This is a genomic window from Variovorax sp. 05L425, from assembly GCF_056397705.1.
The window spans coordinates 109,964-126,420 of record NZ_JBFTNY010000019.1 but is presented as its reverse complement, the minus strand read 5'-3'; the positions used below and the strand labels follow the sequence as shown (position 1 = coordinate 126,420).

Annotated in this window: 17 protein-coding genes, 1 tRNA gene and 1 pseudogene; all 19 read left to right on the top strand. The window is 61.8% G+C overall.

Annotated elements, in window-relative coordinates; all coding sequences use genetic code 11:
* A pseudogene (locus AC1DN9_RS21445) lies at nt 1-219 on the top strand (branched-chain amino acid ABC transporter substrate-binding protein); the annotation flags it as partial.
* Between the two features lie 107 nt (nt 220-326).
* Nucleotides 327-1,517, top strand: a complete 1,191-nt coding sequence (locus tag AC1DN9_RS21440; protein WP_478103543.1) for a pyridoxal phosphate-dependent aminotransferase — start codon at nt 327-329, stop codon at nt 1,515-1,517.
* A gap of 184 nt (nt 1,518-1,701) precedes the next feature.
* Nucleotides 1,702-1,968 (top strand): 30S ribosomal protein S15, encoded by a 267-nt coding sequence (gene rpsO, locus AC1DN9_RS21435; RefSeq protein WP_007837783.1) that lies wholly within the window; start codon nt 1,702-1,704, stop codon nt 1,966-1,968.
* Between the two features lie 219 nt (nt 1,969-2,187).
* Nucleotides 2,188-4,479: a polyribonucleotide nucleotidyltransferase gene (pnp, locus tag AC1DN9_RS21430; protein ID WP_478103541.1), complete on the top strand. Its 2,292-nt coding sequence runs from the start codon at nt 2,188-2,190 to the stop codon at nt 4,477-4,479.
* Nucleotides 4,480-4,565: 86 nt separating this feature from the next.
* The gene (locus tag AC1DN9_RS21425; RefSeq protein WP_478103540.1) at nt 4,566-5,564 is read left to right on the top strand and encodes an NAD(P)H-quinone oxidoreductase; all 999 of its coding nucleotides are present in this window, start codon (nt 4,566-4,568) and stop codon (nt 5,562-5,564) included.
* Nucleotides 5,565-5,575: 11 nt separating this feature from the next.
* A complete protein-coding gene (gene tpiA / locus AC1DN9_RS21420; protein ID WP_478103538.1) occupies nt 5,576-6,322 on the top strand; it encodes a triose-phosphate isomerase in 747 nt (248 codons plus the stop codon).
* 38 nt (nt 6,323-6,360) lie between these two features.
* Nucleotides 6,361-6,795, top strand: a complete 435-nt coding sequence (gene secG, locus AC1DN9_RS21415) for a preprotein translocase subunit SecG (RefSeq protein WP_478103537.1) — start codon at nt 6,361-6,363, stop codon at nt 6,793-6,795.
* A 121-nt stretch (nt 6,796-6,916) separates the two neighbouring features.
* Nucleotides 6,917-7,001, top strand: a tRNA-Leu gene (locus tag AC1DN9_RS21410).
* Nucleotides 7,002-7,059: 58 nt separating this feature from the next.
* Nucleotides 7,060-7,419, top strand: a complete 360-nt coding sequence (locus AC1DN9_RS21405) for an NADH-quinone oxidoreductase subunit A (protein WP_478103536.1) — start codon at nt 7,060-7,062, stop codon at nt 7,417-7,419.
* A gap of 15 nt (nt 7,420-7,434) precedes the next feature.
* Nucleotides 7,435-7,914, top strand: a complete 480-nt coding sequence (locus tag AC1DN9_RS21400; protein WP_012748606.1) for a NuoB/complex I 20 kDa subunit family protein — start codon at nt 7,435-7,437, stop codon at nt 7,912-7,914.
* Nucleotides 7,915-7,925: 11 nt separating this feature from the next.
* Nucleotides 7,926-8,534: an NADH-quinone oxidoreductase subunit C gene (locus tag AC1DN9_RS21395; RefSeq protein WP_478103534.1), complete on the top strand. Its 609-nt coding sequence runs from the start codon at nt 7,926-7,928 to the stop codon at nt 8,532-8,534.
* The gene (locus AC1DN9_RS21390; RefSeq protein ID WP_478103533.1) at nt 8,534-9,787 is read left to right on the top strand and encodes an NADH-quinone oxidoreductase subunit D; all 1,254 of its coding nucleotides are present in this window, start codon (nt 8,534-8,536) and stop codon (nt 9,785-9,787) included. The genes AC1DN9_RS21395 and AC1DN9_RS21390 overlap by 1 nt, the downstream gene beginning before the upstream one ends.
* 8 nt (nt 9,788-9,795) lie before the next feature.
* The gene (locus AC1DN9_RS21385) at nt 9,796-10,326 is read left to right on the top strand and encodes an NADH-quinone oxidoreductase subunit NuoE family protein (protein WP_478103532.1); all 531 of its coding nucleotides are present in this window, start codon (nt 9,796-9,798) and stop codon (nt 10,324-10,326) included.
* Nucleotides 10,326-11,666: an NADH-quinone oxidoreductase subunit NuoF gene (gene nuoF, locus AC1DN9_RS21380; RefSeq protein WP_478103530.1), complete on the top strand. Its 1,341-nt coding sequence runs from the start codon at nt 10,326-10,328 to the stop codon at nt 11,664-11,666. The genes AC1DN9_RS21385 and nuoF overlap by 1 nt, the downstream gene beginning before the upstream one ends.
* A 22-nt stretch (nt 11,667-11,688) precedes the next feature.
* Nucleotides 11,689-13,839 (top strand): NADH-quinone oxidoreductase subunit NuoG, encoded by a 2,151-nt coding sequence (gene nuoG, locus AC1DN9_RS21375; RefSeq protein ID WP_478103528.1) that lies wholly within the window; start codon nt 11,689-11,691, stop codon nt 13,837-13,839.
* Nucleotides 13,836-14,912 carry an NADH-quinone oxidoreductase subunit NuoH gene (gene nuoH / locus AC1DN9_RS21370; RefSeq protein ID WP_478103527.1) on the top strand — a complete coding sequence of 359 codons (1,077 nt, stop codon included), beginning with the start codon at nt 13,836-13,838 and terminating at the stop codon, nt 14,910-14,912. Before nuoG ends, nuoH begins: the two co-directional genes overlap by 4 nt.
* A gap of 5 nt (nt 14,913-14,917) precedes the next feature.
* Nucleotides 14,918-15,460, top strand: coding sequence for an NADH-quinone oxidoreductase subunit NuoI (gene nuoI, locus AC1DN9_RS21365; RefSeq protein WP_478103547.1), 543 nt, complete (start codon nt 14,918-14,920; stop codon nt 15,458-15,460).
* Between the two features lie 36 nt (nt 15,461-15,496).
* Nucleotides 15,497-16,144, top strand: a complete 648-nt coding sequence (locus AC1DN9_RS21360; protein ID WP_478103526.1) for an NADH-quinone oxidoreductase subunit J — start codon at nt 15,497-15,499, stop codon at nt 16,142-16,144.
* Nucleotides 16,141-16,449 (top strand): NADH-quinone oxidoreductase subunit NuoK, encoded by a 309-nt coding sequence (gene nuoK, locus AC1DN9_RS21355; protein ID WP_086922746.1) that lies wholly within the window; start codon nt 16,141-16,143, stop codon nt 16,447-16,449. The genes AC1DN9_RS21360 and nuoK overlap by 4 nt, the downstream gene beginning before the upstream one ends.
* Nucleotides 16,450-16,457: the final 8 nt, after the last annotated feature.

The following is a 16,457-nucleotide window of genomic DNA, read 5'->3' as shown; positions in this document are numbered from 1 at the left end:
CTTGAAAAGGCCCATGTCACGCTCGCGGGCCAGAGCGGGCACATGCGCGCTGAAGACCACCAGTTCCAGCAGACGCTGGTGGTCGGCGTGATGGACAGGCAAGGCGCGCCCGGCGTCAAGTTCGACGTGGAAGGTTCCGGCTACGGCTTCCGCGTCGTGAAGACCATTCCAGCCAGCAAGGCAGAGATGCCCACGAGCTGCAAGATGCAGCGCCCCTGAAGCCCACCCCCTGCCGGGGGCAACACCAGCGGCCCGGCAAAGCCGGTTCCGCGGTGTTTCCCGAATGAGCTGCTACTGTTTCACCTCCAGCGCCAGCGGTGGCGAAGTTGAATTGCAAAGGAACAAGATCGATGCGCCAAGCCATCCACAACCTCGAAGCCTCCAAGATCCGCGAAGTCGCGAATGCCGGCCTGGGCCGCGGCGACGTCCTGGCGTTCTGGTTCGGCGAAAGTGACGAAGTCACGCCCGGCGTGATTCGCCAGGCGGCCATCGAATCGCTGCAGCGTGGCGAGACCTTCTACGCCCACAACCTGGGTTTGCCTGAACTGCGCGAGGCAGTCGCCGGATACATGAGCGGTCTGCATCCGAAGATCGAGTCGTCCCGCATCGCGATCACCTCGGGCGGCGTCAACGCGTTGATGCTTGCCGTGCAGGCGCTGGTCGATGCAGGAGACGAGGTCGTCGCCATCACCCCCGTATGGCCGAATCTCACTGCGCAGCCGGCCATCCTCGGCGCACGCGTGCGTCGCGTTTCCCTCGTGCCCAAGGCCGGGCAATGGACCCTCGACCTCGATGCGCTGCGCGCCGCGATCACGCCGGCCACCAAGCTGCTCATCGTCAATGCGCCCAACAACCCTACCGGCTGGACGCTGACGCGCGCGGAGCAACAGGCAATCCTCGACCACTGCCGGTCGACCGGAACCTGGATCCTTTCCGACGAGGTCTACGAGCGTCTTTACTACGACGAAACCCCGAATCGGTGCGCGCCGAGCTTTCTCGACGTGGCTGCGCCGGACGACCGCCTCGTTGTCGCTCACAGCTTCTCCAAGAGCTTCCTGATGACCGGCTGGCGGCTCGGCTGGCTGGTATTGCCGCCGGCTCTGATGGATGGCATGGGCAAGCTGATCGAATTCAACACTTCGTGCGCGAGCGTGTTCACGCAGCGCGCCGGCGTCGCGGCCCTGGCGCACTCCGAGGAAATCACCCCGCGAATCGTTGCGCACCTGAAATCCTGTCGAGACACGCTGGTGCCGTTGCTCGCCGCCGTCCCCGGCCTGCAGGTGGCACCCGCCCGTGGCGGCATGTATGCCTTCTTCAAGCTCGAAGGTTTCGACGATTCGCTGGAAGTCGCCAAACGCCTCGTCGCCGAGGCCGGACTGGGCCTTGCCCCCGGCAACGCCTTCGCCCCCGAGGCCCAGGGCTGGCTCCGCTGGTGCTTCGCCTCCAAGGACAAAGAACGCCTGGTCGAAGGGGTAAACCGCCTCAAACGCTGGCTGGGGGCCGAACGAAAGTCGTGAAACACCGCGGATCCGGCTTAGCCGGGCCGCTGGTGTTGCCCCCGGCAGGGGGTGGGCGCCCGACACGAAGTGCGGGCAACCTGGGGGCGAGCTATAATCCCAAGGCTTTGCATACCGCAAGGCGCACGGTGTGTGCAGTTCCAGCGCTCACCGCAAGTCAAACATCCCGGAACAGGAAAACCAAATGATCGCAGCCTCCATCAAGGCCGAAGTTGTCAAGGACAACGCCCGCGCCGCCAACGACACCGGCAGCCCCGAAGTGCAAGTCGCACTGCTGACCGCCCGCATCAACGAACTCACCCCGCACTTCAAGACGCACGCCAAGGACCACCACGGTCGTCGCGGCCTGCTGCGCATGGTGAGCCGCCGCCGCAAGCTGTTGGACTACCTGAAGTCCAAAGACGCCGACCGTTACACCGCGCTGATCGCCAAGCTGGGTCTGCGCAAGTAAAACCGAATCGCATGCAAGAACGCCTGGGTTAGTCCGCTAGCTCAGGCGTTTTTTACTTCGCGAATCGTTTCTGGAGTGCCGAACAGAGCGAAGCTGTGTCATTCCAACGAAGTTCCGCCGAACTTCTCTGGAATGGCATCGTGTTCTGAAAAGCGCTCCGTCCCTGCGGGGACTCGTGACCACCACGCGTCGACCCGCCGATAAAAACAGGAGCTAAAGATGAGCCTCTTCAACAAAGTCACCAAGTCCTTCCAGTGGGGCGGCAAGACCGTCGTCATGGAAACCGGCGAAATCGCCCGTCAGGCCACCGGTGCCGTCACCGTGGACATCGACGGCACGGTCGTGCTGGCGACCGTGGTTGCGTCCAAGTCGGCCAAGCCCGGCCAGGACTTCTTCCCCCTGACCGTCGACTACATCGAGAAGACCTATGCCGCCGGCAAGATCCCCGGCAGCTTCTTCAAGCGCGAAGCCAAGCCCAGCGAGCACGAAACGCTCACGTCGCGCCTGATCGATCGTCCGATCCGCCCGCTGTTCCCCGAAGGTTTCCTGAACGAAGTTCACGTGGTCATCCACACGCTGTCGCTCAACCCTGAAGTCGACGCCGACATCGCCGCCATGATCGCTACGAGTGCCGCACTGTCGGTCTCCGGCATTCCCTTCAGCGGCCCGATCGGCGCCGCGCGCGTCGGCTACATCAATGGCCAGTACGTGCTGAACCCCGGCCAGACCGCGCGCAAGGATTCGCAGATGGACTTGGTCGTCGCTGGTACCGAGGCGGCCGTGCTGATGGTCGAATCCGAAGCCCTGCAGTTGAGCGAAGAAATCATGCTCGGCGGCGTGGTGTTCGGTCATGAACAGGCCAACATCGCGATCAACGCCATCCATGAACTCGTGCGCGACGCCGGCAAGCCCGTTTGGGACTGGCAACCGCCCGCAGAAGACGAAGCCTTCGTCGCCAAGGTCAAGGGCCTGGCCGAAGAAAAGCTGCGCGCTGTCTACCAGATCCGCAGCAAGCAAGCCCGCACCCAGGCGCTGCGCGAAGCCAACGCGAGCGTGATGGAAGCGCTCAAGGAAAGCGGCGAGCCTTTCGATGCCGGCAAGGTCAACGACCTCCTGTTCGCCATTGAATCGAAGATCGTGCGCGGCCAGATCCTGGCCGGCGAACCCCGCATCGATGGTCGCGACACGCGCACCGTGCGCCCGATCGAAATCCGCAACAGCGTGCTGCCGCGTACCCATGGTTCGGCACTGTTCACGCGCGGTGAAACCCAGGCGCTAGTCGTGACCACGCTCGGCACCGAACGCGATGCGCAACGCATCGACGCGCTGGCCGGCGAATACGAAGACCGCTTCCTGTTCCACTACAACATGCCTCCCTTCGCGACCGGCGAAGTGGGCCGCATGGGCTCCACCAAACGCCGCGAAATCGGACATGGGCGCCTCGCCAAGCGCGCACTCGTCGCCTGCCTGCCGAGCAAGGAAGAGTTCCCCTACACGATCCGCGTCGTTTCCGAAATCACCGAGTCCAACGGTTCTTCGTCGATGGCATCGGTCTGCGGCGGCTGCCTCTCGATGATGGACGCCGGCGTGCCCATGAAGGCGCACGTCGCCGGTATTGCCATGGGCCTGATCAAGGAAGACAACCGCTTCGCCGTGCTGACCGACATCCTGGGCGATGAAGATCATCTGGGCGACATGGACTTCAAGGTGGCCGGCACGACCAACGGCATCACCGCGCTGCAGATGGACATCAAGATCCAGGGCATCACCAAGGAAATCATGCAGGTGGCACTGGCACAGGCCAAGGAAGCCCGCATGCACATCCTCGGCAAGATGCAGGAAGCGATGGGCGAGGCGAAGGCTGAAGTCTCCAGCTTCGCGCCGCGCCTGTTCACGATGAAGATCAACCCGGAGAAGATCCGCGACGTGATCGGCAAAGGTGGTTCCGTGATCCGTGCGCTGACCGAAGAAACCGGCACGCAGATCAACATCGACGAAGACGGCACCATCACCATTGCCTCGACCGATCCGGCCAAGGCCGAAGAGGCCAAGAAGCGCATCGAGCAGATCACTGCGGAAGTCGAAATCGGCAAGGTCTACGAAGGCCCGGTCACCAAGATCCTCGATTTCGGCGCGCTGATCAACCTGCTGCCCGGCAAGGACGGCCTGCTGCACATCAGCCAGATTGCGCACGAGCGCGTCGAGAAGGTGACCGACTACTTGAGCGAAGGCCAGATCGTGAAGGTCAAGGTCCTCGAGACCGACGAAAAGGGTCGCGTCAAGCTGTCGATGAAGGCGCTGACCGAGCGTCCGGCCGGCATGGAATTCACCGAGCGTCCCCCGCGTGAAGACCGTGGCGATCGTCGCGAGCGTTCGGACCGTGGCGATCGTCCGCCGCGTGGCGATCGTGCGCCGCGCTTCGAGAACAACGAACGTGGCGGCGAGCAGGCTGAGCAATTGGCTGAACAGCTGCCGCTTCAAGAGTCCAATCGCGGCGACCACCAGCCCTGACGAGGTGCGATGGCAGCGCAAGCCGCCGTCGTGCTTCCGGATCGAGCGATGCCTGCCTGTCGGCGCGCACTCCAGTCGGAAAGATCATGAAAGCCATTGAGATCTCATCGTTCGGCACCCCCGAGGTGCTTCGCGTGGTCGAGCGTCCGGCGCCCGTTGCGGGCGAAGGTGAGCTACTGATTCGCGTGGCCGCTAGCGGCGTGAATCGCCCCGATGTGCTCCAGCGCATGGGCCACTATCCGGTGCCCCCGGGCGCGTCGGACCTGCCCGGCCTCGAGGTCGCGGGCGAGATCGTGTCGGGCGACGAAAAGGCGCTGGCTGACGCTGGCTTCAAGATCGGGGATCACGTCTGTGCGCTGATCGCCGGCGGCGGCTATGCGGAACTGTGCGTGGCGCCCGTGGCGCAATGCCTTCCGGTGCCCAAGGGCTGGAGCGACGTCGAGGCTGCCACGCTGCCCGAGACTTTCTTCACCGTCTGGAGCAACGTGTTCGAGCGCGGCCGTCTGCAGAAGGGTGAAACCCTTCTGATTCAAGGCGGTTCGAGCGGCATCGGCGTCACGGCGATCCAACTCGGCAAGGCGCTGGGAGCCACGGTGATCGTGACTGCGGGCAGCGACGAAAAATGCGGGGCCTGCAGAAAGCTCGGCGCCGACCACGCGATCAATTACAAGACCGCCGATTTCGTCGAGGAGGTCAAGCGCCTCACCGGCGGCAAGGGTGTCGACGTGGTTCTCGACATGGTGGCGGGCAGCTACGTGACGCGGGAGATCGAATGCCTTGCTGAAGACGGCCGGCTAGTGATCATCGCGGTGCAGGGTGGCATCAAGAGCGAGTTCAACGCGGGTCTCGTCCTGCGCAGGCGGCTCACCATCACCGGATCCACGCTGCGTCCGCGGCCGGTCGCGTTCAAGGGCGCGATCGCCAAGGCATTGCGCGAGAAGGTCTGGCCGTTGCTTGAGAGCGGGGCAGTCAATCCGGTCATCCACAGCAGTTTTGCTGCGGGCGGTGAACCGAGCGGCGCCGCGCAGGCCCATGCCCTGATGGAATCCAACCAGCACATCGGCAAGATCGTGCTGACCTGGTGAGCAAGAGAGAAATGAAAAAGAAAAAGCTGATCGCGGGCAACTGGAAGATGAACGGCAGCCTCGCCGCCAACGAGGCGCTGGTGAAGGCATTGCGGCAGGGTGTCAGTGCGCCGGCATGTGACATTGCGGTATGCGTTCCTGCGCCGTATCTCGCGCAGGTTCAGTCGCTTGTCGCCGGTTCGTCGATTGCGCTCGGTGCGCAGGACGTATCGGCCCAGCCCCAGGGAGCCTTTACGGGCGAACAATCGGCTGCGATGCTGAAAGATTTCGGCGTGCGTTACGTCATCGTCGGCCATTCGGAGCGTCGTCAATACCACGGCGAAACGGACGAACTGGTTGCAGCAAAGACGTCTGTGGCACTGGGCAACGGCATCACGCCCATCGTCTGTGTCGGTGAAACGCTTGCACAGCGGGAGGCGGGACAGACCGAAGAGGTCGTCAAGCGTCAGCTCGCGGCCGTGATCCATGTCAATGGCCATTGCATCAGCGAGATTGTTGTGGCCTACGAGCCCGTCTGGGCCATCGGTACCGGAAAGACCGCCACGCCGGAGCAGGCGCAGGCAGTGCATGCGGTGCTGCGTGCGCAGCTTCACCATGCCGCGAGCGAACACGCGAGCGGCATCCGGATTCTTTACGGCGGAAGCATGAACGCCGCCAACGCGGCCGAATTGCTCGCGCAGCCTGACATCGATGGCGGACTGGTTGGCGCCGCTTCGCTCAAAGCCCCCGATTTTCTGCAGATCATTGCCGCCGCGTGATGCGACGCGGCCGCCAAACAATTTAGGAGTTAGAACGAATGAATGTGGTCCTCAATATCCTGGTAGGTGTGCAGATGCTTACCGCGCTGGCCATGATCGGCCTTATCCTGGTTCAGCACGGCAAGGGCGCCGATATGGGCGCGGCCTTCGGTAGCGGAAGTGCCGGCAGCCTGTTCGGTGCCAGTGGGAGCGCGAACTTCCTGTCGCGAACCACTGCGGTGCTGGCTGTCGTGTTCTTTGCTTGCACGTTGCTGCTTGCCTATTTCGGTCACTCGCGACCCGTCGGTGGAGGCAGTCTGCTCGAGCGGGCCGCGGTCGGTGTACCCGCGCCCACGCCAGCTCCGACGCCTGCTGCTCCGGGCTCGCCAGCCGAGATTCCGTCCAGCAGCGCGCCTGCTGCACCAGCCACGAGCGCACCAAGTACGGCACCCGCTGCGCCTGCCTCGGGCGCCGGCCAGATCCCGAACAAATAAACCTGTTGCGATCTCTCAGTTGTCGAGTGAAAACGGTAGTTTTTCAGGGTAAACTCTAAAGCTGTTCCGGGAAAGCCAAAGCCCTCTTGGGTTCCTCATGCCATCCGGACAGACAAAAACCGCGGTCGTGGTGAAATTGGTAGACACGCTATCTTGAGGGGGTAGTGGCGAAAGCTGTGCGAGTTCGAGTCTCGCCGACCGCACCAAATCTCACTGGCAAGGATCATGCTCCTTGCCAGTGGCAAGCGGTGATAGAGCCCCCTGATGAACCTCGATTCCTACCTTCCCGTCCTGTTGTTCATCCTGGTCGGTGTCGGTGTCGGCGTCGCGCCGCAGGTTCTGGGCTACATCCTCGGGCCCAATCGGCCGGACGCTCAAAAGAATTCCCCTTACGAATGCGGCTTCGAAGCTTTCGAAGATGCCCGGATGAAGTTCGACGTTCGGTACTACCTCGTCGCCATCCTCTTCATCCTTTTTGATCTCGAAATCGCTTTTCTCTTTCCTTGGGCAATCGCGCTCAAGGAGATTGGCGCTGTCGGATTCTGGGCGATGATGATTTTTCTCGCCATCCTCGTCGTGGGTTTTGCCTACGAGTGGAAAAAGGGTGCGCTCGACTGGGAATGACAAGGAATCCCCAAAATGGCCATTGAAGGCGTCATGAAGGAAGGCTTCGTCACCACGACCTACGATTCGGTGGTGAACTGGGCCAAGACCGGATCACTGTGGCCCATGACCTTCGGTCTGGCCTGCTGTGCGGTGGAGATGATGCATGCGGGTGCTGCCCGCTACGACATCGACCGTTTTGGCATGTTGTTCCGCCCCAGTCCGCGCCAGTCCGACCTGATGATCGTGGCTGGAACGCTGTGCAACAAGATGGCGCCCGCGCTGCGCAAGGTCTACGACCAGATGCCCGAGCCGCGCTGGGTTCTCTCGATGGGGTCGTGCGCCAATGGCGGTGGCTATTACCACTACAGCTATTCGGTCGTGCGTGGATGTGACCGCATTGTGCCGGTCGACGTCTATGTTCCCGGTTGTCCGCCGACTGCGGAGGCTCTCTTGTATGGAGTGATTCAACTCCAGCAAAAGATTCGCCGTACCAATACGATCGCGCGCGCCTGATGCGAGAGACGATGACTGACTTTGCCATTTCTCCCGAGGCGCTCCAGATCCAGATTTCCGAAACCCTTGGCTCCAGGGCGAAGAGCGTCACGCTCGCGCTCGGCGAGGTAACGGTGGTCGTGGGTGCTGCAGACTACCTGGCGGTTGCGGCCTTGCTCCGTGATGCGCCGGGTTGTCGATTCGAGCAACTCATTGATCTTTGCGGCATGGACTATTCGGGCTACCGCGAGGGCGAATGGGAGGGCGAGCGGTTCTGCGTCGTGTCTCATCTGCTTTCGGTCAGCCTCAATCAGCGTGTCCGCCTCAAGGTGTTCGTGCCGAACGAGGACTTGCCAGTTGTCGATTCGCTGACGAGCGTCTGGAATGCAGCGGGCTGGTTCGAGCGCGAGGCCTTCGATCTCTACGGGATCGTCTTTGAAGGCCATGACGACCTGCGCCGCATCCTGACTGATTACGGTTTCATCGGACATCCGTTCCGCAAGGATTTCCCGGTTTCCGGTCACGTCGAGATGCGTTACGACGCGGAACAGAAGCGCGTGATCTATCAGCCGGTTTCGATCGAGCCGCGCGAGATCACGCCCAGAGTCATTCGCGAAGACAACTACGGCGGATTGCACTGATGGCCGAAATCAAGAACTACACGCTCAACTTCGGGCCCCAGCACCCTGCAGCGCACGGCGTGCTGCGCCTCGTGCTCGAGCTGGATGGCGAGGTCATTCAGCGCGCCGATCCACATATCGGGCTTCTTCATCGCGCCACTGAAAAGCTGGCCGAGTCGCGCACATTCATTCAGTCGTTGCCTTACATGGATCGTCTCGACTACGTGTCGATGATGAGCAACGAGCATGCCTACTGTCTCGCGATCGAGCGCCTTATGGGGCTCGAGGTGCCTATCCGTGCGCAATACATCCGCGTGATGTTCGCCGAGATCACGCGTTTGCTGAACCATCTGCTGTGGCTGGGTGCGCATGGTCTCGACTGCGGTGCGATGAACATGCTCATCTACTGCTTCCGCGAACGCGAAGACCTGTTCGACTTGTATGAGGCCGTGTCGGGTGCGCGCATGCACGCGGCTTACTTCCGTCCGGGCGGCGTCTATCGCGATCTGCCGGATGTGATGCCGCAATACAAGGCGAGCAAGATCAAGAATGCGAAGGCGATCGAGCGACTCAACGAGAACCGCCGCGGCTCTTTGCTGGATTTTGTCGACGACTTCTGCAAGCGTTTCCCCAAGATGGTCGACGAGTACGAGACGTTGCTCACCGACAACCGAATCTGGAAGCAGCGTACGGTCGGAATCGGCGTGGTCTCGCCCGAGCGGGCGCTGAACCTCGGCTTCACGGGCCCGATGCTGCGCGGCTCCGGCATCGAATGGGATCTGCGCAAGAAGCAGCCTTACGACGTGTATGACCGGGTGGATTTCGACGTTCCGGTCGGCAAGACCGGCGACTGCTATGACCGCTATCTGGTTCGGGTCGAGGAGATGCGCCAGGCCAATCGGATCATTCAGCAGTGCTCCGCGTGGCTTCGTGTGAACCCAGGCCCTGTGATCACGGACAACCACAAGGTTGCGGCACCCTCCCGCGAATCGATGAAGTCGAACATGGAGGAGTTGATCCACCATTTCAAGCTCTTCACCGAAGGCTTTCATGTGCCCGAGGGAGAGGCATACGCAGCCGTCGAACACCCCAAGGGCGAGTTCGGCATCTATCTCGTGAGTGATGGCGCGAACAAGCCCTATCGCCTCAAGATCCGTGCGCCAGGTTTCCCGCATCTCGCAGCGCTCGACGAGATGTCGCGCGGCCACATGATCGCCGACGCGGTCGCCGTGATCGGCACGATGGACATCGTGTTCGGCGAGATTGACAGGTGAGTGAATTCATGACTTCCGACACCACCCACAGCAACGATGCACCGCTGCCGGCTGCGACGCTGGAGCAATTTGCGCGCGAGGTTGCCAAGTACCCGCCGGCCGGCAAGCAGTCTGCAGTCATGGCTTGTCTCGCGATCGTTCAGCAGGACGAGGGCTTCATCAGCGAAGCGCGCGAACGTGAGATCGCTGCATATCTCGGCATGGCGCCCATCGCCGTGCACGAGGTGACCACGTTCTACAACATGTACAACCAGCGGCCGGTGGGCAAGTTCAAGTTGAATGTCTGCACCAACCTTCCGTGCCAGCTCCGCGACGGTGCGGTGGCGCTTGCGCATCTCGAGAAGAAGCTTGGCATCCAAATGGGCGAGACCACGCCGGACGGGATGTTCACGCTGCAGCAAAGCGAATGCCTGGGGGCTTGCGCAGATTCGCCGGTGATGCTGGTCAACGATCGCACGATGTGCAGCTTCATGAGCAACGAGAAGCTGGATCAGCTGATCGACGGCTTGCGCAGCTCCACCACGAAGGGAACGCAATGATGTCGCCCCAACAAGTGCTGTCGCAGTTTCAGGCGACGGGCATCCAGACCTGCTTTCACGACCGCCACATCGAGCCACAGATCTATGCGGGCCTGAACGGCACCAACTGGCGGCTTGCCGACTACGAGGCGCGTGGTGGCTACAAGGCGCTGCGCAAGATCTTGAGCGAAGGCATGACGCCCGACCAGGTGATCGCCGAGGTCAAGGCCTCGGGTCTGCGTGGTCGCGGAGGCGCGGGCTTTCCGACCGGCCTCAAGTGGAGCTTCATGCCCCGTCAGTTCCCGGGTCAGAAATACCTCGTGTGCAATTCAGACGAGGGTGAACCGGGCACGTGCAAGGACCGGGACATCCTGCAGTTCAACCCGCACATCGTGATCGAAGGCATGGCCATTGCGGCTTACGCCATGGGCATCAGCGTGGGCTACAACTACATCCACGGCGAGATTTTCCGAACTTACGACCGCTTCGAGGAAGCCCTCGAGGAAGCGCGTGCCGCCGGCTATCTGGGCGACGGCATCATGGGCAGCGGCTACAACTTCCAGCTCCATGCTGCGCACGGTTTCGGCGCCTATATCTGCGGTGAGGAAACCGCGCTCCTCGAGTCGCTCGAAGGCAAGAAGGGGCAGCCGCGTTTCAAGCCTCCGTTCCCTGCGAGTTTCGGCCTCTACGGCAAGCCGACCACGATCAACAACACCGAGACCTTCGCGGCGGTGCCCTGGATCATCAACAACGGTGGAACTGCGTACCTCGAATGCGGCAAGCCCAACAATGGCGGCACCAAGATCTACTCGGTCAGCGGCGACGTCGAACTGCCTGGCAACTATGAAGTGCCGATGGGTACGCCGTTCTCGAAACTGCTCGAATTGGCGGGCGGTGTGCGCAAGGGTCGGCAGCTCAAAGCGGTGATTCCAGGCGGTTCGTCCGCTCCGGTTTTGCCGGCTTCGATCATGATGGAGTGCACGATGGACTACGACTCCATCGCCAAGGCCGGCTCGATGCTGGGCTCTGGTGCTGTCATCGTGATGGACGACAGCCGCTCGATGGTCGAGTCGCTCAAACGTCTGTCGTACTTCTACATGCACGAGTCCTGCGGTCAATGCACGCCGTGCCGAGAAGGCACCGGCTGGCTCTGGCGCGTCGTGGACCGGATTCACAATGGCCAAGGCAAGGCCTCGGACATGGATCTGCTGAATTCCGTCGCTGACAACATCCAGGGCCGCACGATTTGCGCGCTGGGCGATGCCGCTGCGATGCCCGTCCGGGCCATGATCAAGCACTTCCGCCATGAGTTCGAAGCCCTGATTTCGGGTTACGTCCCGAAGGCGCCCGTCAAGGCCTGAGCGCAAGAAGAACGCAACACATATGGTTGAAATCGAACTCGACGGCAAGAAGGTCGAAGTGACCGAAGGCAGCATGGTCATGCATGCGGCCGACAAGGCGGGCACCTACATCCCGCACTTCTGCTATCACAAGAAGCTGAGCATCGCGGCCAACTGCCGAATGTGTCTGGTCGACGTCGAAAAGGCGCCGAAGCCGATGCCAGCCTGCGCCACGCCGGTGACGCAGGGCATGATCGTCCGCACCAAGAGCGAGAAGGCCATCAAGGCCCAGCAGTCGGTGATGGAGTTCCTCCTCATCAACCATCCGCTGGATTGCCCGATCTGCGATCAGGGCGGCGAATGCCAGCTCCAGGATCTGGCCGTGGGCTACGGTGGTTCCTCGTCGCGCTACGAAGAAGAAAAGCGGGTTGTGTTCCACAAGGATGTCGGTCCGCTCATCAGCATGGAAGAGATGAGCCGGTGCATCCACTGCACGCGCTGCGTCCGTTTCGGCCAGGAAGTGGCTGGCGTGATGGAGCTCGGCATGTCGAACCGCGGCGAACATTCGGAGATCGAAACGTTCCTCGGCGACTCGGTGGATTCCGAGTTGTCGGGGAACATGATCGACATCTGCCCGGTCGGCGCGCTCACGAGCAAGCCTTTCCGGTACAGCGCCCGCACGTGGGAGTTGTCGCGCCGTAAATCGGTGAGCCCGCATGATTCGACTGGCGCCAACCTGATCGTCCAGGTCAAGAACAACCGCGTGATGCGCGTTGTGCCGCTCGAAAACGAAGAAGTCAACGAATGCTGGATCGCGGATCGCGACCGGTTCTCGTATGAAGCGCTGAACGGTTCCGAACGGCTCACGCAGCCCATGCTCAAGCAGGGCGGCCAGTGGCAGCAAGTCGACTGGCAGACGGCGCTGGAATACGTTGCCAACGGACTCAAGCAGATCAAGGCCGACCACGGTGCGCAGAGCATCGGAACGCTTGTCAGCCCGCACAGCACGCTTGAAGAGATGCATCTGGCGAAGCTGCTGACGCACGGCCTGGGCAGCGACAACATCGACTACCGTCTGCGCAATGCGGAATTCACGGCGTTCGAAGGTGTACGTTGGCTCGGAACCTCGATCGCATCGTTGTCGCTGCTGCAGCGCGCGCTCGTGATCGGTTCCAACTTGCGCAAGGATCATCCTCTGTTTGCACAACGCATCCGCCAGTCGGTGCGCAAAGGTGGTGTGCTCAGCGCGGTCACATCGCCTGAACTGCTTGCCGATGCCGATGCATGGGCCATGCCTGTCGCGAACGTCATTCGCGTTGCCCCCAGCGCTTGGGTGGACGCCCTGGCCGAGATTGCTGCAGCCGTTGCCGAAAGCACGGGCGCAACTGCGCCGGCCGGCACGAACGGTGCAGCAAGCGACGCTGCCAAATCGATCGCTGCGTCGCTGCTGGGCGGGGAGCGCAAAGCCATTCTGCTCGGCAATGCAGCTGCGCACCATGCGCAGGCAAGCACGCTGCTCGGACTGGCGAACTGGATTGGTTCGCAGACGGGCGCAAGCGTCGGTTTCCTGACCGAGGCTGCCAACACGGTCGGTGCTCAAGTCGTCGGGGCAATGCCCAAGGCAGGCGGTTTGAACGCAGGTCAGATGCTGGCCGGTGGACTCAAGGCCGCTTTGCTGCTCAACACCGAACCCGTGTTCGACTCGGCCGCAGGTACCGCTGCCGACGAGGGTCTTGCGCACGCGCAGATGGTCGTGACGCTGAGCCCCTTCAAGGCCAATCTCGAATTCAGCGACGTGTTGTTGCCGATCGCGCCTTTCACCGAAACGCCAGGTACCTTCGTCAATGCCGAAGGCCGCGTTCAGAGTTTCCACGCTGTGGTGAAGCCGTTGGGCGAAGCGCGGCCGGCCTGGAAAGTGTTGCGCGTGCTGGCGAATCTGCTGGGCCTTTCGGGTTTTGCATTCGAATCGACGAGCGAAGTGCTGGCGGATGCCGGGCTGCCGGGTCAAACGCTCACTGACAAGCTGAGCAACGCAACCTCCGCGCCTGTCGCCAGGGGTGGTGCGGCGGAAGCGGCTCCCGTGGTTGCAAGCATCTATCAGCTCGACTCCATCGTTCGCCGCGCGCCATCACTGCAACTCACGGCCGATGCGCGACTTGCGCGGGCGTCGACCGCTGAGGAGGTGCTCGCATGATCGATGCGTTGCACGGTTTCGGTCTCGGACTGGTGTCTGCCGGGTGGTGGACGGCCTTTGCCTGGCCGGTCATCTGGACCCTCCTCAAGATCGTCGTGGTCGTGCTGCCGCTGATGGGGGCGGTTGCCTATCTGACGCTATGGGAGCGGAAGGCCATCGGCTTCACGCAAATCCGCATCGGCCCGAACCGCATTGGCCCGCTGGGCCTGCTGCAGCCGATTGCCGACGCACTCAAGCTGCTGACGAAGGAGATCATTCTCCCGACGGTCGCGAACAAGGGCCTGTTTCTGCTGGGTCCGATCATGACCATCATGCCGGCGCTGGCCGCCTGGGCGGTCATCCCCTTCGGACCCGAAGTCGCTCTCGCGAACATCAATGCCGGACTGCTGTTCGTCATGGCCATCACCTCGCTGGAGGTCTATGGCGTGATCATTGCCGGTTGGGCATCGAACTCGAAATACGCCTTCCTGGGTGCGCTGCGTGCGTCCGCGCAAATGGTCAGCTATGAAATCGCGATGGGCTTCTGCTTCGTCGTGGTGCTCATGGTGTCGGCAAGTCTCAACATGACCGATATCGTGATGGGGCAGGGCAGGGGGCATTTCGCCTCGATGGGCATCGGCTTCCTGTCATGGAACTGGCTTTCCTTGCTGCCGATCTTTGTCGTGTACTTCATTTCGGGACTGGCCGAAACCAATCGCCACCCGTTTGACGTCGTCGAAGGTGAGTCCGAAATCGTTGCCGGCCACATGATCGAGTACTCGGGCATGAGCTTCGCGATGTTCTTCCTGGCCGAGTACGCCAACATGTGGCTCGTCTCGATCCTGTGCGCGGTCCTGTTCCTTGGCGGCTGGTTGCCTCCGTTCGACTTCCTGTCGTTCATTCCGGGCTGGATCTGGCTGGGCATCAAGACCTTCTGCGTGGTCACCATGTTCCTGTGGGTTCGTTCGACCTTCCCACGCTTCCGCTATGACCAGATCATGCGGCTCGGTTGGAAGATCTTCATTCCGGTCACTCTGGTGTGGCTGGTGGTGGTCGGCGCGTGGATGCAGACCCCGTTCAACATCTGGAAGTAATCGCCATGTCTGCGCAAACCACCAGCGCGCTTGCGCGCTCATCATCGAATGCGGCCCAGCCGTTTTCGCTCAAGGACTTCCTGCGCAGCTTCATGCTGTTCGAGTTGTTCAAGGGCCTGGCCATCACTGGCAAGTACGCCTTTAGCCGGAAGATCACCGTGCAGTTCCCGGAGGAAAAGACGCCGCTGTCGCCGCGTTTCCGCGGTTTGCATGCGCTTCGCCGCTATGAAAACGGCGAAGAGCGTTGCATTGCCTGCAAGCTCTGCGAAGCTGTTTGTCCCGCGCTGGCCATCACCATCGAATCCGAAGTGCGCGACGACGGATCCCGCCGCACCACGCGCTATGACATCGACCTGACCAAATGCATCTTCTGCGGCTTCTGCGAAGAAAGCTGCCCGGTCGACTCGATCGTCGAGACCCATATCTTCGAATATCACGGCGAAAAGCGCGGAGACCTGTACTTCACCAAGGACATGCTGCTGGCCGTGGGTGACCGCTACGAAAAAGAAATTGCTGCCAACAAGGCAGCTGACGCCAAGTACCGCTGAAGCGGTCTGGCCCGAACCTCGCAACGAATTCCATCCATGGACGCCAAGACCGGTCTGTTCTATCTGTTTGCCGCGGTGCTGCTTTTTGCATCGTTCCGCGTCATTACCGCGCGCAACCCCGTGTATGCCGCGCTCTACCTGGTGCTGGCCTTCTTCCAAGCATCTGCGATCTGGCTGCTGCTGCGCGCCGAGTTCCTGGCGATCACGCTCGTGCTTGTCTACGTGGGGGCGGTGATGGTGCTGTTCCTGTTCGTGGTCATGATGCTGGACATCAACGTCGACAGTCTCCGCGAGGGCTTCTGGAAGCACTTCCCGCTCGCTGCAGGCGTCGGTGCGCTCATCGCGCTCGAGATGGCAGCGGTCCTGATGGGCGGCTTCCGCCTGAGTGCACCGAAGAACCCGATGGCAACCGGGCCCGACACGTCCAACACGCTCGAACTCGGCAAGCTTCTCTATACCGACTATCTCTATCCGCTGGAGATCGCGGCAGTGATCCTGCTGGTCGCGATCGTTGCGGCCATCGCGCTCACGCTGCGAGCCCGCAAGGACAGCAAGTATGTGAATCCGGCCGACCAGGTCCGGGTGAAGGCGCGCGATCGTGTCCGCATCGTCCAGATGCCGGTCACTCGCGCGGCGCAACCCGTTGCCGAGGAACCCTCGGCTGCGGCGGAGACCAAGGCATGACGCTCACGCTCGGACATTTCCTCTCGCTGGGCGCGATGCTCTTCGCGCTTTCCGTGATCGGCATCTTCCTGAACCGGAAGAACCTCATCGTTCTGTTGATGTGCATCGAGTTGATGCTCCTTGCCGTCAATGTGAACTTCGTCGCCTTCTCGTATTTCCTCGGCGACATGCACGGCCAGATCTTCGTGTTCTTCATCCTGACGGTTGCCGCGGCCGAGTCGGCAATCGGGCTCGCGCTGCTGGTTCTCCTGTTCCGCAACAAGTCGAACATCAACGTCGACGAACTCAACGCGCTCAAGGGTTAAGGGTCTTC

Excerpts from the sequence above, each read along its gene's own strand:
- rpsO (WP_007837783.1), top strand. The coding sequence starts at position 1,702 with ATGATCGCAGCCTCCATCAAGGCCGAAGTTGTCAAGGACAACGCCCGC.
- pnp (WP_478103541.1), top strand. The coding sequence starts at position 2,188 with ATGAGCCTCTTCAACAAAGTCACCAAGTCCTTCCAGTGGGGCGGCAAG.
- AC1DN9_RS21425 (WP_478103540.1), top strand. The coding sequence starts at position 4,566 with ATGAAAGCCATTGAGATCTCATCGTTCGGCACCCCCGAGGTGCTTCGC.
- tpiA (WP_478103538.1), top strand. The coding sequence starts at position 5,576 with ATGAAAAAGAAAAAGCTGATCGCGGGCAACTGGAAGATGAACGGCAGC.
- secG (WP_478103537.1), top strand. The coding sequence starts at position 6,361 with ATGAATGTGGTCCTCAATATCCTGGTAGGTGTGCAGATGCTTACCGCG.
- AC1DN9_RS21405 (WP_478103536.1), top strand. The coding sequence starts at position 7,060 with ATGAACCTCGATTCCTACCTTCCCGTCCTGTTGTTCATCCTGGTCGGT.
- AC1DN9_RS21400 (WP_012748606.1), top strand. The coding sequence starts at position 7,435 with ATGGCCATTGAAGGCGTCATGAAGGAAGGCTTCGTCACCACGACCTAC.
- AC1DN9_RS21395 (WP_478103534.1), top strand. The coding sequence starts at position 7,926 with ATGACTGACTTTGCCATTTCTCCCGAGGCGCTCCAGATCCAGATTTCC.
- AC1DN9_RS21390 (WP_478103533.1), top strand. The coding sequence starts at position 8,534 with ATGGCCGAAATCAAGAACTACACGCTCAACTTCGGGCCCCAGCACCCT.
- AC1DN9_RS21385 (WP_478103532.1), top strand. The coding sequence starts at position 9,796 with ATGACTTCCGACACCACCCACAGCAACGATGCACCGCTGCCGGCTGCG.
- nuoF (WP_478103530.1), top strand. The coding sequence starts at position 10,326 with ATGTCGCCCCAACAAGTGCTGTCGCAGTTTCAGGCGACGGGCATCCAG.
- nuoG (WP_478103528.1), top strand. The coding sequence starts at position 11,689 with ATGGTTGAAATCGAACTCGACGGCAAGAAGGTCGAAGTGACCGAAGGC.
- nuoH (WP_478103527.1), top strand. The coding sequence starts at position 13,836 with ATGATCGATGCGTTGCACGGTTTCGGTCTCGGACTGGTGTCTGCCGGG.
- nuoI (WP_478103547.1), top strand. The coding sequence starts at position 14,918 with ATGTCTGCGCAAACCACCAGCGCGCTTGCGCGCTCATCATCGAATGCG.
- AC1DN9_RS21360 (WP_478103526.1), top strand. The coding sequence starts at position 15,497 with ATGGACGCCAAGACCGGTCTGTTCTATCTGTTTGCCGCGGTGCTGCTT.
- nuoK (WP_086922746.1), top strand. The coding sequence starts at position 16,141 with ATGACGCTCACGCTCGGACATTTCCTCTCGCTGGGCGCGATGCTCTTC.